General features: G+C 70.1%; 19 protein-coding genes and 7 pseudogenes. 24 read left to right on the top strand and 2 right to left on the bottom strand.

The annotated features are described in order from the left end of the window. Positions 1-65: 65 nt before the first annotated feature. The 24 genes and pseudogenes from U6N30_RS25355 to U6N30_RS35785 form a co-directional block, all read left to right on the top strand. Positions 66-437 (top strand): annotated as a pseudogene (locus U6N30_RS25355) (ABC transporter ATP-binding protein); the annotation flags it as partial. Continuing rightward, positions 323-814: pseudogene (locus U6N30_RS35805) on the top strand (ATP-binding cassette domain-containing protein); the annotation flags it as partial. The pseudogenes U6N30_RS25355 and U6N30_RS35805, both read left to right, overlap by 115 nt. Continuing rightward, positions 811-939, top strand: coding sequence for a hypothetical protein (locus U6N30_RS25345; protein ID WP_324274445.1), 129 nt, complete (start codon positions 811-813; stop codon positions 937-939). The pseudogene U6N30_RS35805 and the gene U6N30_RS25345, both read left to right, overlap by 4 nt. 255 nt (positions 940-1,194) lie before the next feature. Further along, positions 1,195-2,009, top strand: a pseudogene (locus U6N30_RS25340) (MlaE family ABC transporter permease). Further along, on the top strand, positions 2,009-2,197 hold the full coding sequence (locus tag U6N30_RS25335; protein ID WP_324274444.1) for a hypothetical protein: 189 nt from the start codon (positions 2,009-2,011) through the stop codon (positions 2,195-2,197). The pseudogene U6N30_RS25340 and the gene U6N30_RS25335 overlap by 1 nt, the downstream one beginning before the upstream one ends. Then, on the top strand, positions 2,194-3,102 hold the full coding sequence (locus U6N30_RS25330) for an ABC transporter permease (RefSeq protein ID WP_479690553.1): 909 nt from the start codon (positions 2,194-2,196) through the stop codon (positions 3,100-3,102). The genes U6N30_RS25335 and U6N30_RS25330 overlap by 4 nt, the downstream gene beginning before the upstream one ends. Then, entirely contained in the window at positions 3,096-3,365 is a 270-nt protein-coding gene (locus U6N30_RS25325; RefSeq protein WP_324274443.1) for an MlaD family protein, read from the top strand. The genes U6N30_RS25330 and U6N30_RS25325 overlap by 7 nt, the downstream gene beginning before the upstream one ends. Then, positions 3,320-4,339 carry an MCE family protein gene (locus tag U6N30_RS25320; protein ID WP_324274442.1) on the top strand — a complete coding sequence of 340 codons (1,020 nt, stop codon included), beginning with the start codon at positions 3,320-3,322 and terminating at the stop codon, positions 4,337-4,339. The genes U6N30_RS25325 and U6N30_RS25320 overlap by 46 nt, the downstream gene beginning before the upstream one ends. Positions 4,340-4,346: 7 nt before the next feature. Continuing rightward, positions 4,347-4,838 (top strand): MlaD family protein, encoded by a 492-nt coding sequence (locus U6N30_RS25315; protein ID WP_324274441.1) that lies wholly within the window; start codon positions 4,347-4,349, stop codon positions 4,836-4,838. Next, positions 4,745-5,173 (top strand): annotated as a pseudogene (locus tag U6N30_RS34590) (MCE family protein); the annotation flags it as partial. The gene U6N30_RS25315 and the pseudogene U6N30_RS34590, both read left to right, overlap by 94 nt. Positions 5,174-5,402: 229 nt before the next feature. After that, positions 5,403-6,434, top strand: coding sequence for an MCE family protein (locus U6N30_RS25305; protein WP_324278462.1), 1,032 nt, complete (start codon positions 5,403-5,405; stop codon positions 6,432-6,434). Beyond that, positions 6,431-6,685, top strand: a pseudogene (locus U6N30_RS25300) (MlaD family protein); the annotation flags it as partial. The gene U6N30_RS25305 and the pseudogene U6N30_RS25300, both read left to right, overlap by 4 nt. A gap of 80 nt (positions 6,686-6,765) precedes the next feature. After that, a complete protein-coding gene (locus U6N30_RS25295) occupies positions 6,766-7,659 on the top strand; it encodes an MCE family protein (RefSeq protein ID WP_324274439.1) in 894 nt (297 codons plus the stop codon). Between the two features lie 16 nt (positions 7,660-7,675). Then, positions 7,676-7,936: a hypothetical protein gene (locus tag U6N30_RS25290; RefSeq protein ID WP_324274438.1), complete on the top strand. Its 261-nt coding sequence runs from the start codon at positions 7,676-7,678 to the stop codon at positions 7,934-7,936. Next, a pseudogene (locus tag U6N30_RS34585) lies at positions 7,825-8,517 on the top strand (MCE family protein); the annotation flags it as partial. The gene U6N30_RS25290 and the pseudogene U6N30_RS34585, both read left to right, overlap by 112 nt. 406 nt (positions 8,518-8,923) lie before the next feature. Continuing rightward, the gene (locus U6N30_RS25280; RefSeq protein ID WP_324274436.1) at positions 8,924-10,198 is read left to right on the top strand and encodes an MlaD family protein; all 1,275 of its coding nucleotides are present in this window, start codon (positions 8,924-8,926) and stop codon (positions 10,196-10,198) included. 52 nt (positions 10,199-10,250) lie between these two features. Further along, entirely contained in the window at positions 10,251-10,814 is a 564-nt protein-coding gene (locus U6N30_RS25275; protein ID WP_324274435.1) for a hypothetical protein, read from the top strand. After that, positions 10,811-10,987: a hypothetical protein gene (locus U6N30_RS25270; RefSeq protein WP_324274434.1), complete on the top strand. Its 177-nt coding sequence runs from the start codon at positions 10,811-10,813 to the stop codon at positions 10,985-10,987. The genes U6N30_RS25275 and U6N30_RS25270 overlap by 4 nt, the downstream gene beginning before the upstream one ends. A 69-nt stretch (positions 10,988-11,056) precedes the next feature. Beyond that, positions 11,057-11,890, top strand: coding sequence for a hypothetical protein (locus tag U6N30_RS25265; RefSeq protein WP_324274433.1), 834 nt, complete (start codon positions 11,057-11,059; stop codon positions 11,888-11,890). 453 nt (positions 11,891-12,343) lie between these two features. Continuing rightward, positions 12,344-14,821 (top strand): DNA-directed RNA polymerase subunit beta, encoded by a 2,478-nt coding sequence (gene rpoB, locus U6N30_RS25260; RefSeq protein ID WP_324274432.1) that lies wholly within the window; start codon positions 12,344-12,346, stop codon positions 14,819-14,821. Continuing rightward, positions 14,803-15,831: a DNA-directed RNA polymerase subunit beta gene (locus U6N30_RS35800; protein ID WP_324274431.1), complete on the top strand. Its 1,029-nt coding sequence runs from the start codon at positions 14,803-14,805 to the stop codon at positions 15,829-15,831. The genes rpoB and U6N30_RS35800 overlap by 19 nt, the downstream gene beginning before the upstream one ends. A 105-nt stretch (positions 15,832-15,936) precedes the next feature. Further along, positions 15,937-17,555 (top strand): annotated as a pseudogene (locus U6N30_RS35795) (DNA-directed RNA polymerase subunit beta'); the annotation flags it as partial. Then, positions 17,556-18,353 carry a hypothetical protein gene (locus U6N30_RS35790; RefSeq protein ID WP_479690627.1) on the top strand — a complete coding sequence of 266 codons (798 nt, stop codon included), beginning with the start codon at positions 17,556-17,558 and terminating at the stop codon, positions 18,351-18,353. After that, complete coding sequence (locus U6N30_RS35785) at positions 18,284-19,837, top strand: DNA-directed RNA polymerase subunit beta' (protein ID WP_324274428.1); 1,554 nt, start codon at positions 18,284-18,286, stop codon at positions 19,835-19,837. Before U6N30_RS35790 ends, U6N30_RS35785 begins: the two co-directional genes overlap by 70 nt. A gap of 175 nt (positions 19,838-20,012) precedes the next feature. Here the strand turns inward: U6N30_RS35785 and U6N30_RS25235 are convergent, their stop codons facing one another. Further along, complete coding sequence (locus tag U6N30_RS25235) at positions 20,013-20,288, bottom strand: transcriptional regulator (protein ID WP_324274427.1); 276 nt, start codon at positions 20,286-20,288, stop codon at positions 20,013-20,015. 19 nt (positions 20,289-20,307) lie between these two features. Then, on the bottom strand, positions 20,308-20,619 hold the full coding sequence (locus U6N30_RS25230) for a hypothetical protein (RefSeq protein ID WP_324274426.1): 312 nt from the start codon (positions 20,617-20,619) through the stop codon (positions 20,308-20,310). Positions 20,620-20,814: the final 195 nt, after the last annotated feature.

Here is a 20,814-nt window from a genome sequence, read left to right as displayed (position 1 = left end):
CGGGGCTCGTCGATGCGACGAGGCGGGGAACCGGCACAGCAGCCGGAGCGGAGGGGCAGGCAGTCGTGGGCGTCGCAGTAGAGGTCGAGGGTCTGACCAAGTCGTTCGGCAGCCAGAACATCTGGAGCGACGTCACCCTGACCCTGCCGCCCGGGGAGATCTCCGTACTGCTCGGCCCCTCGGGCACCGGCAAGTCGGTGTTCCTGAAGTCCCTGGTCGGCCTGCTCAAGCCCGAGAAGGGCTCGATCGTCATCAAGGACACCGACATCGTCCGGACGAGCGAGCACCAGCTCTACGAGATCCGGAAGCTCTTCGGCGTCCTCTTCCAGGACGGCGCGCTGTTCGGCTCGATGAACCTCTTCGACAACATCGCCTTCCCGCTGCGCGAGCACACGAAGAAGAGCGAGTCCGAGGTCAGGTCGATCGTCCTCGAGAAGATGGACATGGTCGGTCTCCAGGGCGCGGAGGGAAGCTGCCCGGCGAGATCTCCGGCGGCATGCGCAAGCGCGCCGGGCTCGCCCGGGCTCTGGTGCTCGACCCCGAGATCATCCTCTTCGACGAGCCGGACTCCGGCCTCGACCCGGTCCGCGTCGCCTACCTCAACCAGCTCATCGTCGACCTCAACGCCCAGATCGACGCGACCTTCCTGATCGTCACCCACGACATCGGGACGGCGCGGACGGTGCCGGACAACCTCGGTCTGCTGTTCCGCCGCAACCTGGTGATGTTCGGCCCCGCGAGCAGCTCCTCACCTCGCAGGAGCCGGTCGTCCGCCAGTTCCTCAACGGCCGGCGCGAGGGCCCGATCGGCATGAGCGAGGAGAAGGACGTCGCCCAGGTCGAGGCCGAGATGGCCGCCCTGGAGGCGCGCGGTGGCGACGCCCACAACGGCGTCGGCCCCAAGGGGCATCCGGCGGGGATGCCGTCCCGCCGCAGCTGACGCCGACCGAGGGCCTGCCGGAGCGGAAGGCCGAGCGTCGCCGCCAGGAGCGGGTCGCCCGGATGCTGCACGAGTTCGACGAGGGCACCCGGGCCGAGATCCGCAAGTCGCTGCCCGAGGACCTGCTCGCGCGGGCGGACTCGGGCGCCTTCGAGCCGACCCGGGGCGCCGGCGGCCGGCACTGGGCTCCCGAGGCCGACGCCGCTGCCCAGGGCGCCACCGCCACCGCCGTGCTCCCCGGCAGGGCGGTGAGGGGTGAGCGCGACCGACAAGCCACAGGCCCCGGGCCTGCTCGACGGGAAGTTCTCGCCCACCCGACCCCTCGCGGCCAGCGGCAACCTCTTCGCCTTCGCCCTCGACGTCCTCCGGAACCTGCCCAAGCGACCGTTCCAGGTCCGCGAGTTCGTCCAGCAGGCCTGGTTCGTGGCGAGCGTGACCATCATCCCGACCGCACTGGTCGCGATCCCGTTCGGTGCAGTCATCGCCCTGCAGCTCGGGTCCCTGACGCGTCAACTGGGTGCGCAGTCGTTCACCGGGGCCGCGTCGGTGCTGGCTGTCCTCCGCGAGGCGAGCCCCATCGTGACGGCCCTGCTCATCGCGGGCGCCGGCGGCTCGGCCATCTGTGCCGACCTCGGCGCCCGGAAGATCCGGGACGAGATCGACGCCATGGAGGTGCTCGGCATCGACCCGATCCAGCGCCTCGTGGTGCCGCGGGTGCTGGCCGCGATGCTCGTCTCCGTCCTGCTCAACGGCCTCGTCAGCGTCGTCGGCACCGCGGGCGGCTACTTCTTCAACGTCGTGCTGCAGGGCGGGACCCCGGTGCCTACCTCGCCTCGTTCAGCGCGTTGGCGCAGGTCGAGGACTTCTGGGGCTCGGAGATCAAGGCCCTGGTGTTCGGGCTCATCGCCGGCATCGTCGCGTCGTACAAGGGCCTCAACGCAGGTGGCGGCCCCAAGGGCGTCGGCGACGCGGTGAACCAGTCGGTCGTCATCACGTTCATCCTGCTGTTCGCCGTGAACCTGGTGCTCACCGCGATCTACTTCCAACTCATCCCGCCGAAGGGGCAGTGATGGCGCTGCTGTCTCCCGGCGACCGGGTCAAGCTCGGTCTGCGCCGGCTCAAGCGGGTGGGGCGCCGTCCCTCGACACGATCGACGACCTCGGTGAGCAGCTGGGCTTCTACGGCCGGGCGCTGGCCTGGACCCCGCGGACGCTCAAGCGCTACAAGCGCGAGACGTTCCGGCTGCTCGCCGAGGTGACCTTCGGGACCGGCGCGCTCGCCGTCATCGGCGGCACGGTCGGCGTCATCGCCGCCCTGTCGTTCTTCACCGGCTCCGCCGTCGGCCTCCAGGGCTACGCGGCGCTGGACCAGCTGGGGACGTCGGCCTTCACCGGCTTCCTCTCCGCCTACTTCAACACCCGCGAGATCGCTCCGCTGGTGGCGGGCGTCGCGCTCTCGGCCACGGTCGGCTGCGGGTTCACCGCGCAGATCGGCGCCATGCGGATCAACGAGGAGATCGACGCCCTCGAGGTCATGGGCGTCCCCTCGCTGCCGTTCCTGGTGACCACCCGCATCATCGCCGGCTTCATCGCGGTCATCCCGCTCTACGTGCTGGGGCTGCTCACCAGCTATTTCGCCACCCGCACCATCGTCACGCAGGCCTACGGACAGTCCACGGGCACCTACGACCACTACTTCAACCTGTTCCTGCCACCGGAGGACGTGCTGTGGTCGTTCCTCAAGGTGCTGGTCTTCGCCGTGGTGGTCATCCTGACGCACTGCTACTACGGCTACCGGGCCAGCGGCGGCCCTCGGGTGTGGGCATGGCGGTCGGCCGCGCCGTCCGGTTCTCGATCGTCGCGATCAACATCATCGACCTGTTCCTGTCGTTGGCCATCTGGGGCTCGACGACGACCGTCCGGATCGCGGGGTGAGCGCGGTGCCGAGAATGACGGGCGAGGGAGCATCGCCGCAGGCTGGGGGCACTTCTCGCCTGCGGCGGACAGCGACCGAGGAGCGGATCGAGTCCGGAATCGAGCCGTCGACATGAACAAGAAGATCCGCATCCGGATCCAGGGGTCGCGTTCCTCGTCGTCCTGGCGCTCCTCCTCGGCCTGGCCGTCGCGCAGTACAACAAGGCCTTCACCGAGGTCGCGATGGTGACGCTGGAGACCGACACGGCGGGCAACCAGATGCAGGAGTCCTCCGACGTCAAGGTGCGCGGCGTCATCGTCGGCGAGGTGCGCGAGGTGAAGGGCAGCGTGGAGGGCGCGACGATCGAGATGGCGATCAAGCCGGAGTACCTCGAGCAGATCCCGGCCGACGTCTCCGCCCGGTTGCTCCCGAAGACGCTGTTCGGCGAGCGGTTCGTCTCCTCGAGATGGACGAGGCGCCCGCCCAGGAGCGGCTGGCCGACGGCGACGTGATCGGCCAGGACCGCAGCTCCAACGCCATCGAGCTCCAGCGGGTGATCGACGACATGCTGCCCCTCCTGCAGGCCGTCCAGCCGCAGGACCTGAGCTTCACGCTGGGTGCGGTCGCCGACGCCCTGCGGGGCAGCGGCGACGATCTCGGGGCGAACCTGGCGTCGACCGGCCGCTACATCGGGGAGATCAACACGGTCCTCCCGGAGCTGCAGGAGGACATCTCGCTGCTGGCCGACTTCGCCGACACCTACGACGCGGCCGCCGACGACCTGCTGGCGGTCCTCGACAACCTCGCGGTGACCAACACGACGATCGTCGAGCAGCAGGAGCAGCTGCGCCGGACCTTCACCGTCGGGGACAGCTCGGCCGCGGTGACGGCCGGCTTCCTGGAGGCGAACGAGCAGAACATCATCGCGGTCGCTGCGTCGTCCCGTCCGGTCCTGGGTGTGTTCGCCAAGTACTCGCCCAGCTACCCCTGCATGCTCGAGGGGCTCACCCGGGCGGCCCCGCTGACCACGGAGTCCTTCGGCGGCGACGGCGACCCGGCGCTGAACCTCAACATCGTGATCAGCTTCCCGCCGCGGAACCCGTACGTGCCCGGCGACCAGCCGGAGTACCTCGACACGTCCGGGCCGGACTGCCAGGGCCTCGCCGACATCGACGGGCTCATGGCCGCCGCCCAGGACGGCGAGTACTACTGCCCGACCCCGCCCGCGGACGGCGTGGACTCCCGGGACAACCCCGCCACGGGCAACCCCGTCTGTCTCGGTGGCAGCGGCCCGGACGACGTCCCCCGGGTGCGGGTGACCCCAACCCCACGGGCGGTCAGTCCCTGCCCTACGACCTGGCCGGATCGACGGCGGAGCTGGATTTCGTGCGCAGCATCCTGGGTTACCAGACCGGCCGCCGGCCAGGCCGGGTGTCGGACCTGTCGGCGTCGACGCTGGCACCGCTCCTGCGCGGGACCCAGGTGATGCTGCGATGAAGGACAAGCTGCGGGGCGTCAGCGGGCCCCTGGCAAAGCTGATCGCGTTCGGCCTGGTCACCATCCTGGCCAGCTACGTGCTGGTCAGCACGATCACCAACGCCGGCTACGGCGAGCAGGTCACTTACCGGGCCGAGTTCACCGACGTGGCCGGACTCGTCGAGGGCGACGAGGTGCGCATCTCCGGCGTCCGCGTCGGCCAGGTCACCGGCATCGGCCTGGCGGAGGGGACGGACCGGCCCGCCGCCATGGTCGATCTGGAGGTGTCCGGCGACGTCCCGTTGCCGGCCGGTGTCGAGGCGACCATCCGCTACCGGAACCTCGTCGGGCAGCGGTACATCGCGCTGACCGACAGCGACGGGTCGGCGGGGAGACCCTCGACGAGGGCGCGGTCATCCCGCTGGCGCAGACGACGCCGGCCCTCGACCTCACCATCCTCTTCGGCGGCTTCAAGCCGCTGCTGCAGGCGCTGTCGCCGGCCGACATGAACCGGTTGTCCTACGAGATCATCCAGGTCTTCCAGGGCGAGGGCGGGACCGTCCAGAGCCTGCTGTCGCACGTCGCCTCGCTGAGCGACTCCCTCGCCGACAAGGACGCCGTCATCGGCAGCATGATCGACAACCTGACGACGGTCATGAACACGGTGGCCGACCGCGACCAGCAGCTGTCGGACCTCGTGGTCAGCCTGCAGCAGTTCGTCACCGGGCTGGCGGGCGACCGCGAAGCCATCTTCGACTCGCTGCAGACCATCGACACCCTCGCCGTGGCCACGAGCGACTTCCTCGAGGACGCGCGAGCGCCCCTGGCGGCCGACATCCGGGCGCTCGGCGACCTCTCGACGAACCTGGCCGCCGACCGCGAGCTGGTAGAGGAGTTCCTGCAGCTGGCGCCGGTGAAGATCGACCTGATCACCCGCACCGCGATCAACGGGAGCTGGTTCAACTTCTACATGTGCAGCGCGAACGGCCGGCTCGTGCTCCCGGGCACCGACGGCGAGGAAGGCTTCGACGTCACCGTGCCGCCCGTCGAGAGCGGTGCAGGGGGTGCAGCTGATGGCCCGCGAGTCCAAGCCCTTCCGGCAGCGCAACCCGGTGACGATCGGGGCGATCAGCCTCACGGTGATCGCGGCCCTGATCTTCCTCGCGTTCAACGCCGCGTCCCTGCCGCTGATCGGTGGCGGCACGGTCTACAAGGCCCACTTCTCCGAGGCGGCCGGGCTCAAGCCCGACGACGTCGTGCGCGTGGCCGGCGTGAAGGTCGGCACCGTCGAGGGTCTCGCGCTGGAGGACGGCGCGGTCACCGTCGAGTTCCGGGTGAAGGACGCCTTCGTCGGCGACCGGTCGGAGGCGGCCATCAAGATCGAGACGGTCCTCGGCGCCAAGTACCTCGCGCTGGTGCCGCGCGGCGCCGAGGAACTCGACCCCGAGCAGCCGATCCCGCTGGAGCGGACGGCGTCGCCGTACGACGTCGTCGAGGCCTTCGCCGATCTGTCGACGACGGTCGAGGACCTCGACACCGAACAGCTGGCCAGTTCCTTCGAGGTGCTGGCGGAGACCTTCGCCGACACCCCGGACGAGGTGCGGACGTCGCTGCAGGGCCTGGCCAGGCTCTCGGACACCATCGCCTCACGGGACGCGCAGCTGCAGGAGCTGCTCTCGGCGACCCGGCAGGTCACGCAGGTGCTCGCCGACCGCAACGGCGAGTTCACCCAGCTCATCCTCGACTCCAACACGCTGCTGACCGAGGTGCAGGAGCGGCGGGCGCTGATCGACTCGATCCTGACCAACGTCCAGGACCTGGCCACGCAGCTGTCCGGCCTCGTCGCCGACAACCGCGAGGCGCTGACGCCCACCCTGCAGCAGCTGTCGACGGTCACCGACATCCTCAGCCGGAACCGGGCAGCCCTGGCCGAGACGGTCAACAACTTCGCTCCGTTCGTCCGGGTGTTCGCCAACACCCTCGGCAACGGGCGCTGGTTCGACAGCTTCGTCAACGACCTGCTGCCCACGGTCCTCGGTTCGGTGGTGTGCGGCGGCGTGGACCAGACGCCGCTGCCGGTGGGCTGTTCGGAGGAGACGGGATGAGCGGCTCCCTGCAGCGCGGCGTCGCCATGGCGGCCGCGGTCGTGCTCCTGGCGGCCCTGGGCTGGACGGTGCTCCGCCCGGCCGGCCAGTACCGCGTGACCGCGTACTTCGCCCAGACCGTCGGCCTCTACCCCGGCTCGGGGGTGAGCATCCTGGGCATCGACGTCGGCGACGTCACCGAGATCACCGCGATGGGCGACCAGGTGCGCGTGGACATGGTCATCGACGACGACTACGACATCCCCGCGGACGCGCAGGCCGTCGTCCTGGCACCGTCCCTGGTCTCCGACCGCTACGTGCAGTTCGCCCCCGTCTACGACGGGGGCCGACCATGGAGGACGGCGCCGAGATCCCGCTGGAGCGCACCGCCACCCCGGTCGAGCTCGACCAGGTGTACTCGGCGCTGGACGAGTTGTCGGCGGCCCTGGGCCCCGACGGCGCCAACGCGAACGGCGCGCTGTCGGACCTCGTCGACGTCGGGGCGGCCAACCTCGACGGCAACGGCGAGGCACTGAACCGGACGCTCACCGGCTTCTCCCAGGCGGTGGAGACCCTGGCCACCAACCGGGACGACCTGTTCTCCTCGCTGGACAACCTGCAGACCTTCACCACCGCTCTGGCGACGGTGGACGCACAGGTGGGGCAGTTCAACGACAACCTGGCGGCGGTGTCGGAGCTGCTGGCCGACGAGCGGCAGGACCTCGCCGCTGCGGTGCGGCTGCTGTCCCAGGCACTCGCCGACGTGGCCGGGTTCATCCAGGACAACACGACCCTGCTGTCGACGAACGTCAACCGGCTCGCCGACGTCACGCTCTCGCTGGTGCAGCAGCGGTCGGCACTGGCCGAGGTCCTCGACGTCGCACCGACGGCGCTGGGGAACCTGGCGCACGCCTACAACCCCGACTACGGAACGCTCGACACCCGCGACAACGGGCTCGGCGCCATGAACGCGGAGGTCGTCGTCTGCGGCGCGCTGTTCCAGCTGGGCCGGGTGCGGCTCGACGACCTGCCCGTGCCGATCCCCGACGTCAACGGCGTCCTCCAACCGCTCCAGACCACGACCGAGGCCGTCTGCGCCCGGCTGCTGTCCGGCGACGCGAACGCCGACGGCACGCTCGACGACCTCAACCAGAACGGCCGGCCGGACTACGAGGAGCTCCGCGAGGCGCTCCTCGGCGGGGAGGCGGCGGTGGGTCGCTGCCCAACCCGATCGGTCTCCCGGTGATCACGGGGGTGTCGGAGTGATGCGCGACGCACGGCGGCTCACCGCGCTGGTGGCCGGGGTCCTGCTGCTCAGCGGGTGCGGCTTCCGGGGCGCCTACTCGTTCGACCTGCCCGGTGGCGCCGATGTGGGGAGGACCCCTACCAGGTCGAGGTGCAGTTCCTCGACGTGCTGGACCTCGTGCCGCAGTCGGCGGTCCGGGTCGCGGACGTCCCGGTGGGACGGGTCCAGGAGATCGAGCTGGAGGACGACTGGACGGCGCGGGTCACCGTCCTGGTGAACGGCGACGTGGAGCTGCCGGCCAACGCCGTCGCGGCGATCCAGCAGTCCTCGCTCCTGGGCGAGAAGTACGTCGAACTGGCGCCGCCCGGCAACGCCGAGCCGGCCGGTGACCTGCGTGACTCACCGGTCATCCCACTGGCGCGCACCAACCGGAACGTGGAGGTGGAGGAGCTCCTGGGCGCCGTGTCGCTGGTGCTCAACGGCGGCGGCCTCGCCCAGCTCCAGACCATCAACCGGGAACTCGGCGAGGCGATGGAGGGCCGCACGGCCGAGCTCAAGAACACCCTCGACCAGCTCGACACCTTCATCGGCGGCCTGGACGCGCAGAAGGTCGAGATCAGCCGGGCGCTGGACAGCGCCGACCGGCTGGCCGAGACGCTGGCCGCCCGCACGGCCACCATCCGCACCGCCCTGGACACCATCGGCCCCGGCCTCGACGTCATCAACCAGCAGCGCGACCTGCTCGTCTCCATGCTCGAGAGCCTGGCCCGCCTCGGCGACGTGGGCACCCGGGTGATCAACGCGTCGGCGGCCAACACGATCGCCGACCTGGAGCTCCTCCAGCCGATCCTCAGCCAGCTGGCGTCGGCCGGACCGGACCTGGCCGGCTCGCTGGAACTGCTGCTCACCTATCCGTTCCCGGACAGCTCGCTGTCGGCCCTCAACTACCGCGAGGCCCAGACCGGTGGCTACGCCCTGTTCACCAACATGACCGCCACGCTGGACTTCGACCTGTCCCAGCTGCTCTGCCGGTACGTGATCGACCAGACCACCGGCGCCCTGAAGATCGCGCCCCAGGACGTCGTCGGCGACGAGTGCGGCCAGCCGGGCAGCCCGCCGGGGAACCAGGCCGGCGCGGCGGGCGGTCAGGAGCAGGGACGCTCGACGTTCTCCCTCCCGACGCTCCCCGACGTCGTCGGGCAGGTTCCCGGCACCGACGAACTGACCGGCCGGCTCGGTCTGCCGTCGATCCCGGGGGAACCCCGTGATCACCCGGAAGACGAAGCTCAAGTTGATCGCCTTCGCGGCGCTCGCGGTACTCGGCATGTCCTACCTGGGCTTCACGTACGTCGGTCTCGACCGGGCGCTGCTCGGGACCGGCTACGAGGTGGCCGCCGACTTCGAGGACTCCGGTGGCATCTTCGTCAACGCCGAGGTCACCTACCGCGGCGTCGCCGTCGGCCGGGTCAGCGACATGAGGCTGACCGAGGACGGTGTGCGCGTCGTCCTGACCATCGACCCCGACACCGACCCCATCCCGGCCGGGACGGCCGCGTTCGTCGCGACCCGCAGCGCGGTCGGGGAGCAGTACGTCGACCTGCGGCCGGACACCAGCGAAGGGCCCTACCTGGAGGACGGCGCGGTCATCCCGCAGGACCGCACCGGCATCCCGATCCCGGTCGAGCAGCTGCTGCTCAACGTCGACGAGCTGGTCGGCTCGATCGACGAGGAGAACCTCCGGATCCTCGTGGACGAGCTCGGGCAGGCCTTCGCCGGCGCCGGCGACGACCTGGGGCGGCTGATCGACAACGGCGACCTGCTGCTGGCCCGGGCCCAGGAGTCGCTGCCGGAGACGCTGCGCCTGATCACCGACGGGCGCACCGTGCTGCAGACCCAGGTGGACAGCCGCTCGGCCATCCAGACGTGGGCCGCGGAGCTGCGCGCCTTCACCGACACCCTGGTCGAGATCGACCCGGACCTGCGCGGCCTCGTGGTCAACGCCCCCGACGCCGGCGGTCAGCTGGAGCAGCTGATCCGCGACGCCGGTCCGGGGCTGGGGTCCCTGCTGCGCAACGTCGACATCCTCAACGGGGTGACCATCCCGCGGCTGGACGGCGTCGAGCAGCTGCTGGTCACCTATCCCGACGTGGTCTCGGGCAACTTCACCGTCGTCCGCCGCGACGAGGACGGGGTGATGCGGTCGCACTTCGGGTTCGTGGTGAACGCCGGCGACCCGCACTCCTGCACGACGGGCTACATCCCGACGTCCTCGCTGCCGAGCGAGGGCGCCGTCGCGAATGCCGACGTCGACTCCGTCTCCTGCCAGGTCATCAACGGCGCCGACCCGAATCCGGGCGACGGCTACGACGAGAACGGGTCCAACATCCGCGGGGAGCAGAACATCGGCCGTTCCGGCGGTACCCGCTCCAGCGGTCCGCAGGGCTCCACCGCGGGCACCATCCCACCGCTGAACGGGATCCCGGGCGAGGTGCTCGGGCAGCTGCTGTCGGCCAACCCGTTCGCCTTCACCGCCGGGTGAACTGCGGCATGCCGCCCGCGCACACGATCATCGGACAGGGAGAATTGCGCGCGTGACGAGTAGAGCGCGCCCGCGGGACGACGAGGCCCAGGAGGACCGGGTCCTGTCCGTGCCGCCCGGCGAGGACGCCGGCGCCCGGCGGGGAGCGGCCGATCCCGAGCCGACGGACGGTGCCGAGTCCACCGACACCCAGGTCGCGGGGAGCGATCCCGCGGCGGCACCGCCGGCCGCCGGCGACCGCCCCGGGACGGCGAAGCGGCGTGGAGGGGACGGCGGGGAGGCCTCGACCGGACGCCGCCTCGCGCTCCCGCTGGTCCCGACCCTGCTCGTCGTGCTGGCGCTGCTCCTCGGCGCGTGTGCCTTCCTGTGGTTCACCCGCCCCGAGACCTCCTCGGTGCGTACGGGGGACTACGTCGACGCGTTGCAGGCCGCACGGTCCGGGGTCGTGGACATGACGTCGTTCGACCACCTCACCCTCGACGACGACATCGAGCAGATCCGCCGCGTCGCGACCGGTGACCTGCGCGAGGAGGCCGTCGCCGAGCTCGACGCCAGCCGGCAGCAGATCACCGACGCCGAGGCCGTCGTCAACACCGAGGTCGTCGGCGGGGAGTGACCCGGGCGGGCGAGTCGGCCGCCACGGTCTGGTTGGTCATCCAGTCGACCCAGCAGAGCAACACCAGCCCGCAGGCCCAGGTCGTGCGCTACCGGATCGAGGTCGAGCTGGAGAAGCCCGAGGACCGCTGGCTGCTGTCCGGCATCAAGGGGACCGGTACCGAGAATGAGTGAGACCCCGACGGCCGGCAACGGCCCACGCCCCGTCCGCGCCCCACGGCGAAGCCGAGCCCGCGCCCGCGGGTGGCCGGCAGCCGCCGCGAGCGCGACGAGGCGGAGGCCCGTGCCATGCGCCCCGAGACCACGCGCCCCGAGACCACGCGCCCCGAGACCGTGCGCCCCGAGACCGTGCGCCCCGAGACCGTGCGCCCCGAGACCGTGCGCCCCGAGACCGTCACGGACCCGGAGGTTCTCGCCCGGACCACCCGTGGCGCGACGTCGTCCGCCGGGCCCGACCGGGCGGCCGCCACCGCGCGGCCGCGGGCTCCCCGCACCCGGGCGTCCGACCCGGCCGCGTCGGTCGCGACCGGTACCCGCAGCGCGCGGCGGTTCCCGGCCCTGGCGATGGTGCTCGTCCTGCTCTGCCTCGCCGCCGCGGCCGGTGCGGGGGTGCTGCTGTGGCAGCGGCTGAATCCCACCTACGTGGACTCGTCGATCTTCGCCGCCGCCCGCGACGGCGTGCGCGCGCTCTACGCCTACGACTACCGGGATTCCGAGGGCAGCGTCCAGGGCAAGCTCGACGTCCTGACCGGCGACCTGCGCGACCAGTACGAGCAGGACCTCGGGCAGGGCGGGATCATCGACACCTACGAGCAGGTGTCGGCCACGACAAGCTACGAGGTCCTCGAGGTCGGCCTCCAGCAGGTCAACGACGCGCAGGACACCGCGACCCTCGTCGTCTTCGGCCAGTACGTCGTCGAGTCCGTCAACAGCGGGGAGCAGCAGGCGCCGGAGGGGTCGGAGTGCCTGGTGACACCCGAGGGTGCGCAGTCGTGCACGCAGACCGTCCAGGTCCGGGTCGACAAGGTCGACGGCGAGTGGAAGATCAGCGAGCTCACCCTGCTGACCACCAGCTGACGCAGGACCCCGTGCCCCCGCCCCCGTCCCGGGGCTCGGCGAGCCTGCGAGGGATGAGGAGGACGGGGCCCTTCCACTCGCGGGCCCCACACCGGGTCGTCCACGGACGTGCGGCGTGGCATTCCGCTGAGCCACCCTCTGCTGGCATCATGGTCCGCGCACGCCCTGCAACCCCGCTCGACGGGACGCGCCCCGCGGGATGTGGCGCCGGTCGCACCGGCTCCCCCGCGTGGACAGCGCGCTCGAGCAGGGGTAAGGTCTCCTGTTGCGCTGCCCTCCTGACTGCCTGCCCGCCGAGACGGGTCACCAGGGGTGCCCGGGAGCTCGTCCCGGACCCCCGTCGACCACTGCGGACAGAGACGATCGCGGGCAGCCCGCCATTACCGACGACGACCCAGGACGAAACCCGCACAGACCCGCCCGCACGTCGTGAGGTCCTTGGAAGGACGCATCTTGGCAGGCTCTCGCCCCACCAGCACGCCCACCAGCACCACCCAGCCCAGCACTCCCCAGACCGGCCCCCGCACCGGCGAGGCCGACCAGCAGAAGATCCCCGGCGCTCCGCTCCGGGTCTCCTTCGCGAAGATCAGCGAGCCGCTCGAGGTCCCGGATCTGCTGGCCCTGCAGACCGCCTCCTTCGACTGGCTGATCGGCAGCCCCGAGTGGCGGGCCACCCTCGCCGCCGAGGAGCAGGCCGACGCCGTCGGCGGTCTCGCCGAGATCCTCGAGGAGATCTCCCCGATCGAGGACTTCAGCGGCTCGATGTCGCTGTCCTTCTCCAACCCGCGCTTCGAGGACGTCAAGGCGTCCCTCGAGGAGTGCAAGGACAAGGACATGACCTACGCGGCGCCGCTGTTCGTCACCGCCGAGTTCATGAACAACACGACTGGTGAGATCAAGAGCCAGACCGTGTTCATGGGCGACTTCCCGATCATGACGAACAAGGGCACGTTCGTCATCAACGGGACCGAGCGCGTCGTCGTCTCCCAGCTCGTCCGCAGCCCCGGCGTCTACTTCGACAAGACGCTGGACAAGACCTCGGACAAGGACGTCTTCAGCGCCAAGGTCATCCCCAGCCGCGGTGCGTGGCTGGAGTTCGACGTCGACAAGCGCGACACCGTCGGTGTCCGCATCGACCGCAAGCGCCGTCAGCCCGTCACCGTGCTGCTCAAGGCGCTCGGCTGGGGCGAGGACCGCATCCGCGAGCACTTCCAGTGGTCGCCGACGGTCCTGGCCACGCTCGAGAAGGACCACATCGCCGGGCAGGACGAGGCGCTGCTGGACATCTACCGCAAGCTGCGCCCGGGCGAGCCGCCGACGCGTGAGTCCGCGCAGGCGCTGCTGGAGAACCTCTTCTTCAACCCGAAGCGCTACGACCTCGCGAAGGTCGGCCGCTACAAGGTGAACAAGAAGCTCGGCGTCTCCGTACCGCAGGGCACCAGCACGCTGACCGAGGACGACATCGTCGCCACCATCGAGTACGTGGTGCGGCTGCACGCCGGCGAGCCCGAGCACGGCGTCGACGACATCGACCACTTCGGCAACCGTCGCCTGCGCACCGTCGGCGAGCTGATCCAGAACCAGATCCGGGTCGGCCTCTCCCGCATGGAGCGCGTGGTCCGCGAGCGGATGACGACCCAGGACGTCGAGGCGATCACGCCGCAGACGCTGATCAACATCCGGCCGGTCGTCGCCTCCATCAAGGAGTTCTTCGGCACCAGCCAGCTGTCCCAGTTCATGGACCAGACCAACCCGCTCGCGGGCCTGACCCACAAGCGTCGCCTCTCGGCGCTGGGCCCGGGCGGTCTGTCGCGTGAGCGGGCCGGCATGGAGGTCCGCGACGTGCACCCCAGCCACTACGGCCGGATGTGCCCGATCGAGACCCCGGAAGGCCCGAACATCGGCCTCATCGGTTCGTTGTCGGCGTTCGGGCGGGTCAACGCGTTCGGCTTCATCGAGACGCCGTACCGCCGCGTGAACAACGGCGTCGTCAGCGACCAGATCGACTACCTGACCGCCGACGAGGAGGACCGCTTCGTCGTCGCCCAGGCCAACTCGCCGCTGGACGCCGCCGGCCGGTTCGCCGAGGAGCGCGTCCTGGTCCGCACCAAGGGCGGTGAGGTCGACTACCTCGCGCCGGAGAACGTGGACTACATGGACGTCTCGCCGCGGCAGATGACGTCGGTCGCGACCGCGATGATCCCGTTCCTCGAGCACGACGACGCCAACCGCGCCCTCATGGGCGCGAACATGCAGCGTCAGGCCGTCCCGCTGCTGCGCAGCGAGGCGCCGCTGGTCGGCACCGGCATGGAGCTGCGGGCCGCCGTCGACGCCGGCGACGTGGTCGTGGCCGAGAAGGCCGGTGTGGTCGAGGACTCCACCGCCGACTACGTCACCGTCATGGCCGACGACGGCACCCGGCAGACCTACCGCCTGCTGAAGTTCCGCCGCTCGAACCAGGGGACGTCGATCAACCAGTCCCCGGTCGTCGAGGAGGGCCAGCGGGTCGAGGTCGGCCAGGTCATCGCCGACGGTCCGTGCACCGACCAGGGCGAGATGGCGCTGGGCAAGAACCTGCTCGTCGCCTTCATGCCGTGGGAGGGCCACAACTACGAGGACGCGATCATCCTGTCGCAGCGCCTCGTGCAGGACGACGTCCTGTCCTCGATCCACATCGAGGAGTTCGAGGTCGACGCCCGCGACACCAAGCTCGGTGCCGAGGAGATCACCCGGGACATCCCGAACGTCTCCGAGGAGGTCCTCGCCGACCTCGACGAGCGCGGCATCATCCGCATCGGTGCCGAGGTCGTCCCCGGCGACATCCTCGTCGGCAAGGTCACGCCCAAGGGTGAGACCGAGCTGACCCCGAGGAGCGGCTGCTCCGCGCGATCTTCGGCGAGAAGGCGCGCGAGGTGCGGGACACGTCGCTGAAGGTCAAGCACGGTGAGTCCGGCAAGGTCATCGGCGTCCGCGTGTTCTCCCGCGAGGACGGCGACGAGCTGCCCGCCGGCGTCAACGAGCTGATCCGGGTCTACGTCGCCCAGATGCGCAAGATCTCCGACGGCGACAAGCTCGCCGGACGCCACGGCAACAAGGGCGTCATCTCGAAGATCCTGCCGCAGGAGGACATGCCGTTCCTCGAGGACGGCACCCCGGTCGACATCGTCCTCAACCCGCTCGGCGTCCCCGGCCGCATGAACGTCGGCCAGGTCCTGGAGACCCACCTCGGGTGGGTCGCCAAGCAGGGCTGGCAGGTCGAGGGCACCCCGGACTGGGCGAAGAACCTGCCCGAGGGCGCGAAGTCGGCCGGCCCCGGCACCCGCACGGCGACGCCGGTGTTCGACGGCGCCAAGGAGGACGAGATCATCGGCCTCCTCGGCTCCACGACGCCGAACCGTGACGGCGACCGGATGGTCAAGGAGACCGGCAAGGCGCGGCTGTTCGACGGCCGTTCCGGTGAACCGTTCCCCGAGCCGATCTCGGTGGGCTACGTCTACATCCTGAAGCTGCTGCACCTGGTCGACGACAAGATCCACGCCCGCTCGACCGGCCCGTACTCCATGATCACGCAGCAGCCGCTGGGTGGTAAGGCGCAGTTCGGTGGTCAGCGCTTCGGAGAGATGGAGTGCTGGGCGATGCAGGCCTACGGCGCGGCCTACGCGCTGCAGGAGCTGCTCACCATCAAGTCCGACGACATCCTCGGTCGCGTCAAGGTCTACGAGGCGATCGTCAAGGGCGAGAACATCCCGGAGCCGGGCATCCCGGAGTCCTTCAAGGTGTTGCTCAAGGAGCTCCAGTCGCTCTGCCTGAACGTGGAGGTCCTCTCCGGCGACGGGCAGGCGATCGAGCTGCGCGACACCGACGACGAGGTCTTCCGGGCCGCGGAGGAGCTGGGCATCGACCTCAGCCGCCGCGAGCCCTCCAGCGTCGAAGACGTCTAAGAGTCCCGACCCAGGTGATCGCTACACAAGCGCAGCGATCACCTGGGTCGGCCTCAAGCCCTCAGACAAGTGCACAAGCATCACTAGCCCCTGAAAGGGGTCACATTGCTCGACGTCAACTTCTTCGATGAGTTGCGCATCGGCCTGGCCACCGGCGACGACATCCGCCAGTGGTCGCACGGTGAGGTGAAGAAGCCCGAGACCATCAACTACCGGACCCTGCGTCCGGAGAAGGATGGCCTCTTCTGCGAGAAGATCTTCGGTCCCACGCGGGACTGGGAATGCTACTGCGGCAAGTACAAGCGGGTCCGGTTCAAGGGCATCATCTGCGAGCGCTGCGGCGTCGAGGTGACCCGGGCCAAGGTCCGCCGTGAGCGGATGGGCCACATCGAGCTGGCCGCGCCGGTCACGCACATCTGGTTCTTCAAGGGTGTGCCGTCGCGGCTGGGCTACCTCCTCGACCTGGCGCCCAAGGACCTCGAGAAGATCATCTACTTCGCGGCCTACCTGATCACCACGGTGGACCAGGAGGCGCGGCACCGCGACCTCCCGACCATCGAGGCCGAGATCAGCGCCGAGAAGCACAATCTGGAGGACGCCCGCGATTCCACCGTGGAGGCCCGCCAGCAGAAGCTCGAGACCGACCTGGCCGAGCTCGAGGCGGAGGGCGCCAAGTCCGACGTCCGCCGCAAGGTCCGTGAGGGCGGCGAGCGCGAGATGCGCCAGCTGCGCGACCGCTCGCAGCGGGAGATCGACCGCCTCGAGGAGGTGCTCGACACCTTCCGCAAGCTCGAGGTCAAGCAGCTCATCGCCGACGAGGGCCTCTACCGCGAGCTGCGCGACCGCTTCGGTGAGTACTTCGAGGGCGGCATGGGTGCCGCGGCGCTGCAGAAGCTGCTCGCCGACTTCGACCTCGACGCCGAGGCCGTCTCGCTGCGCGAGACCATCCGCAGCGGCAAGGGTCAGCGCAAGCTGCGGGCCCTGAAGCGGCTGAAGGTCGTGGCTGCGTTCCAGCAGACCCGCAACTCGCCCATGGGCATGGTGCTGGACTGCGTCCCGGTCATCCCGCCGGACCTGCGCCCGATGGTGCAGCTCGACGGTGGCCGCTTCGCGACCAGCGACATGAACGACCTGTACCGCCGCGTGATCAACCGGAACAACCGGCTGAAGCGGCTGCTGGACCTCGGCGCCCCGAGATCATCGTGAACAACGAGAAGCGGATGCTCCAGGAATCCGTGGACGCGTTGTTCGACAACGGCCGCCGCGGCCGGCCGGTCACCGGTCCGGGCAACCGTCCCCTGAAGTCCCTGAGCGACCTGCTCAAGGGCAAGCAGGGCCGGTTCCGCCAGAACCTGCTCGGCAAGCGCGTCGACTACTCCGGCCGATCGGTCATCGTCGTCGGCCCGCAGCTGAAGCTGCACCAGTGCGGCCTGCCCAAGCAGATGGCGCTGGAGCTCTTCAAGCCCTTCGTCATGAAGCGGCTGGTCGACCTCAACCACGCCCAGAACATCAAGTCCGCCAAGCGGATGGTCGAGCGTGCGCGCCCGGTCGTGTGGGACGTGCTGGAAGAGGTCATCACCGAGCACCCGGTGCTGCTCAACCGCGCGCCGACGCTGCACCGCCTGGGCATCCAGGCCTTCGAGCCGCAGCTGGTCGAGGGCAAGGCCATCCAGATCCACCCGCTCGTCTGCACCGCGTTCAACGCGGACTTCGACGGCGACCAGATGGCGGTGCACCTGCCGCTGTCGGCCGAGGCGCAGGCCGAGGCCCGGATCCTGATGCTGTCGAGCAACAACATCCTGAGCCCGGCCGATGGTCGTCCGATCACCGCGCCGACCCAGGACATGGTGCTGGGCCTCTACCACATCACCACGCTGGCGGGCTCCGTGGAGACCCCCGAGGGTGAGCTGCCGAAGGCCTTCGGGTCCACCGCGGAGGCCGTCATGGCCTACGACAAGGGGTCGCTGGGTCTGCAGGAGCGGGTGCTCATCCGGCTCGACGAGGTGTACGGCGTCGACACCGGCCCGAACGACCCGTGGGTCGCGTCGGAGGGCTGGGAGCCGGGTCAGCCGGCCGTCGTCTCCACCAGCCTCGGCCGGGTCCTCTTCAACGAGGCCCTGCCCGAGGACTACCGGTTCGTCAACTACCAGGTGCCGAAGAAGGAGCTCGGGGCGATCGTCAACGACCTCGCCGAGCGCTACCCCAAGGTGCAGGTCGCGGCGACGCTGGACGCCCTGAAGTCCGCCGGGTTCCACTGGGCCACCCGGGCCGGCATCACCATCGCCATCGACGACGTCGTCACGCCGCCGTCGAAGCAGGCGATCCTGGACCGGCACGAGGACGAGGCCGCCAAGATCGAGCGCCAGTACGAGCGCGGTGTCATCACCGACACCGAGCGTCGTGGGAGCTCATCGAGATCTGGACCCGCGCGCGGGCCGAGGTCAGCCAGGCGATGGTGGACAACTTCCCGACCACCAACCCGGTCTGGGTCATGGTCAACTCGGGCGCCCGAGGCAACATGATGCAGATCAGCCAGATCGCCGGTATGCGTGGTCTGGTCGCCAACCCGAAGGGCGAGATCATCCCGCGGCCGATCAAGGCCAACTTCCGGGAGGGTCTGTCGGTGCTGGAGTACTTCATCTCCACGCACGGTGCCCGCAAGGGCCTGGCCGACACCGCGCTCCGTACCGCTGACTCCGGGTACCTCACCCGCCGGCTGGTCGACGTCTCGCAGGACGTCATCATCCGCGAGGAGGACTGCGGCACCGACCGCGGCGTCATCATGCCGATCGGCACCGTCGTCGACGGCGTCGTCACGCGCGATGCGCACGTGGAGACCAGCGTCTACGCCCGCGCCCTGGCCGCCGACGTGGTGGCCGAGGACGGGACGGTCATCGCCCAGGCGAACAGCGACCTGGGTGACGTCCTCATCCAGACGCTGATCGACGCCCAGGTGTCCGAGGTCAAGGTCCGCTGCGTGCTCACCTGCGAGTCGCTGCTGGGCACCTGCGCCACCTGCTACGGCCGGTCGCTCGCGACCGGCAAGCTGGTGGACGTCGGCGAGGCGGTCGGCATCATCGCCGCCCAGTCCATCGGTGAGCCCGGCACCCAGCTGACGATGCGCACCTTCCACACCGGTGGTGTCGCGGGTGAGGACATCACGCACGGTCTGCCGCGTGTGGTCGAGCTCTTCGAGGCCCGTGTCCCCAAGGGCAAGGCCCCGATCGCCGAGCTGGCCGGCACCGTCCGGATCGAGGACGGCGAGCAGTTTCGCAAGCTGACCATCACCCCGGACGACGGTTCCGAGGAGGTCGTCATCGACAAGCTGTCGCGTCGCTCGCGGCTGCGGATCGAGGACGGCGCGCACGTCGAGGTCGGCGAGCAGCTGACCGAGGGTGCGGTGGACCCGCACGAGGTGCTGCGGATCATGGGCCCGCGCGAGGTGCAGCTGCACCTCGTCCGCGAGGTCCAGGAGGTCTACCGGAGCCAGGGTGTGTCGATCCACGACAAGCACATCGAGGTGATCATCCGCCAGATGCTGAAGCGGGTGACCATCATCGACTCGGGGGCCACGGAGTTCCTCCCCGGTGCGCTGGTCGAGCGGACGCTGTTCGAGACCGAGAACCGTCGCGTCGTCGCCGAGGGCGGCGAGCCGGCCTCGGCCCGTCCGGTCCTCATGGGCATCACCAAGGCCTCGCTCGCGACCGAGTCGTGGCTGTCGGCCGCCTCCTTCCAGGAGACGACCAAGGTGCTCACCGACGCCGCGATCCAGGGCAAGAGCGACAGCCTGCTCGGCCTCAAGGAGAACGTGATCATCGGAAAGCTGATCCCGGCGGGTACGGGCATCAGCCGCTACCGGAACATCACGGTCGAGCCGACCGAGGAGGCGCGCGCCGCCGTCTACACCATGGCCGGCTACGACGACGGGCAGTACTACAGCCCGGACGTCTTCGGTCAGGGCTCCGGCGAGGCCGTGCGCCTCGAGGAGTACGACTGGCGGGGCTGATCCCCGGTAGGTGACGCGAGGGCCCCGCAGGCGAGCTGCCTGCGGGGCCCTCTCGCGTACCCGCCGCCGCTGATGATCAGGTTCCCTGATCATCAGGGGTCCTCCCTCGCGGTCGACGGTGAGGGAGGACCCCGGATGGTGCGGGAGGACGCCCCACCGCGGGGAGGACGACGGATCACCCCGCGTCGGTGGCTCCGACGATCTCCTGCAGGGCCCGCACGTGCGCCGCGTAGGCCCGCCGGCCCGCCGGGGTGAGGGAGAGCCAGAGCCGGCTCCGGGCCTCGCGCACCGCGCGGTCCTGCGTCACGTAGCCCGCGTCGGACAAGTGCGACAGGTGCTTGCTCAGCGCGGACTTCGACAGCCCCAGCCGGTCCTGGAGGAAGCCGAACTCCACCTTCTGCGCCGCGCTGAGGGCCGCGCAGATCCGCAGCCGCTGGGGAGCGTGGATCACCTCGTCGAAGGCCGGCGCATCAGCGGGAATCGCCGTAGGTCTTCCGGTACGTGGGGCCGGTTCGCAGGACGACACCGGCGACGAGGGCTGCCCCGACGATCCAGATCCACCAGGCGTCGGTCGTCTCGGCGACGACGAGGCACACGACGATGGTGCCGACCACGCCGGCGAGGAACGGGAGCATGTCCCCGGCCGACGGCGCCACTCCCGAGACCCGGTCGCGGAAGATCCAGTACCGGCCGCCCAGGACGATCGCGGCCACCGCCACGGCGAAGGTGGCCCTGCGGGCGTCGGACGGCGACAGCAGCTGGGCCAGGCAGATGCCGGCCACCAGGGCCGCCTGGGCCCGGAAGAACCACCGGGGAGCGGCGGGTAGCGGACGGCGTCCGCGTCCTCGGAGAGCTGGTGGAGCGTCTCGCGGGCCTCATGGGGTGTCGGCGGGCGACCCGATCCTGTTTCCATCCAGGAAACAGCAGGGCAGAGTTTCCTTGCAGGCAACAGTCGTGGCTCGATCGCCGTGTCGGAG

It is taken from the genome of Blastococcus brunescens (assembly GCF_035320885.1).
GTDB classification, from domain to species: Bacteria; Actinomycetota; Actinomycetes; order Mycobacteriales; family Geodermatophilaceae; genus Blastococcus_B; species Blastococcus_B brunescens.
Note: the sequence above shows the minus strand (reverse complement) of the source record. Positions and strands in the feature narration are given on the sequence as shown.

What these genes read in the sequence shown, in the direction of transcription:
- U6N30_RS35785 (WP_324274428.1), top strand. Translation starts at nt 18,284, where the DNA reads ATGGTGGACAACTTCCCGACCACCAACCCGGTCTGGGTCATGGTCAAC.
- U6N30_RS25325 (WP_324274443.1), top strand. Translation starts at nt 3,096, where the DNA reads ATGGTGACGCTGGAGACCGACACGGCGGGCAACCAGATGCAGGAGTCC.
- U6N30_RS35790 (WP_479690627.1), top strand. Translation starts at nt 17,556, where the DNA reads ATGGCGGTGCACCTGCCGCTGTCGGCCGAGGCGCAGGCCGAGGCCCGG.
- U6N30_RS25305 (WP_324278462.1), top strand. Translation starts at nt 5,403, where the DNA reads ATGGCCCGCGAGTCCAAGCCCTTCCGGCAGCGCAACCCGGTGACGATC.
- U6N30_RS25320 (WP_324274442.1), top strand. Translation starts at nt 3,320, where the DNA reads ATGGACGAGGCGCCCGCCCAGGAGCGGCTGGCCGACGGCGACGTGATC.
- U6N30_RS25345 (WP_324274445.1), top strand. Translation starts at nt 811, where the DNA reads ATGAGCGAGGAGAAGGACGTCGCCCAGGTCGAGGCCGAGATGGCCGCC.
- U6N30_RS25315 (WP_324274441.1), top strand. Translation starts at nt 4,347, where the DNA reads ATGAAGGACAAGCTGCGGGGCGTCAGCGGGCCCCTGGCAAAGCTGATC.
- U6N30_RS25335 (WP_324274444.1), top strand. Translation starts at nt 2,009, where the DNA reads ATGGCGCTGCTGTCTCCCGGCGACCGGGTCAAGCTCGGTCTGCGCCGG.
- U6N30_RS25295 (WP_324274439.1), top strand. Translation starts at nt 6,766, where the DNA reads ATGGAGGACGGCGCCGAGATCCCGCTGGAGCGCACCGCCACCCCGGTC.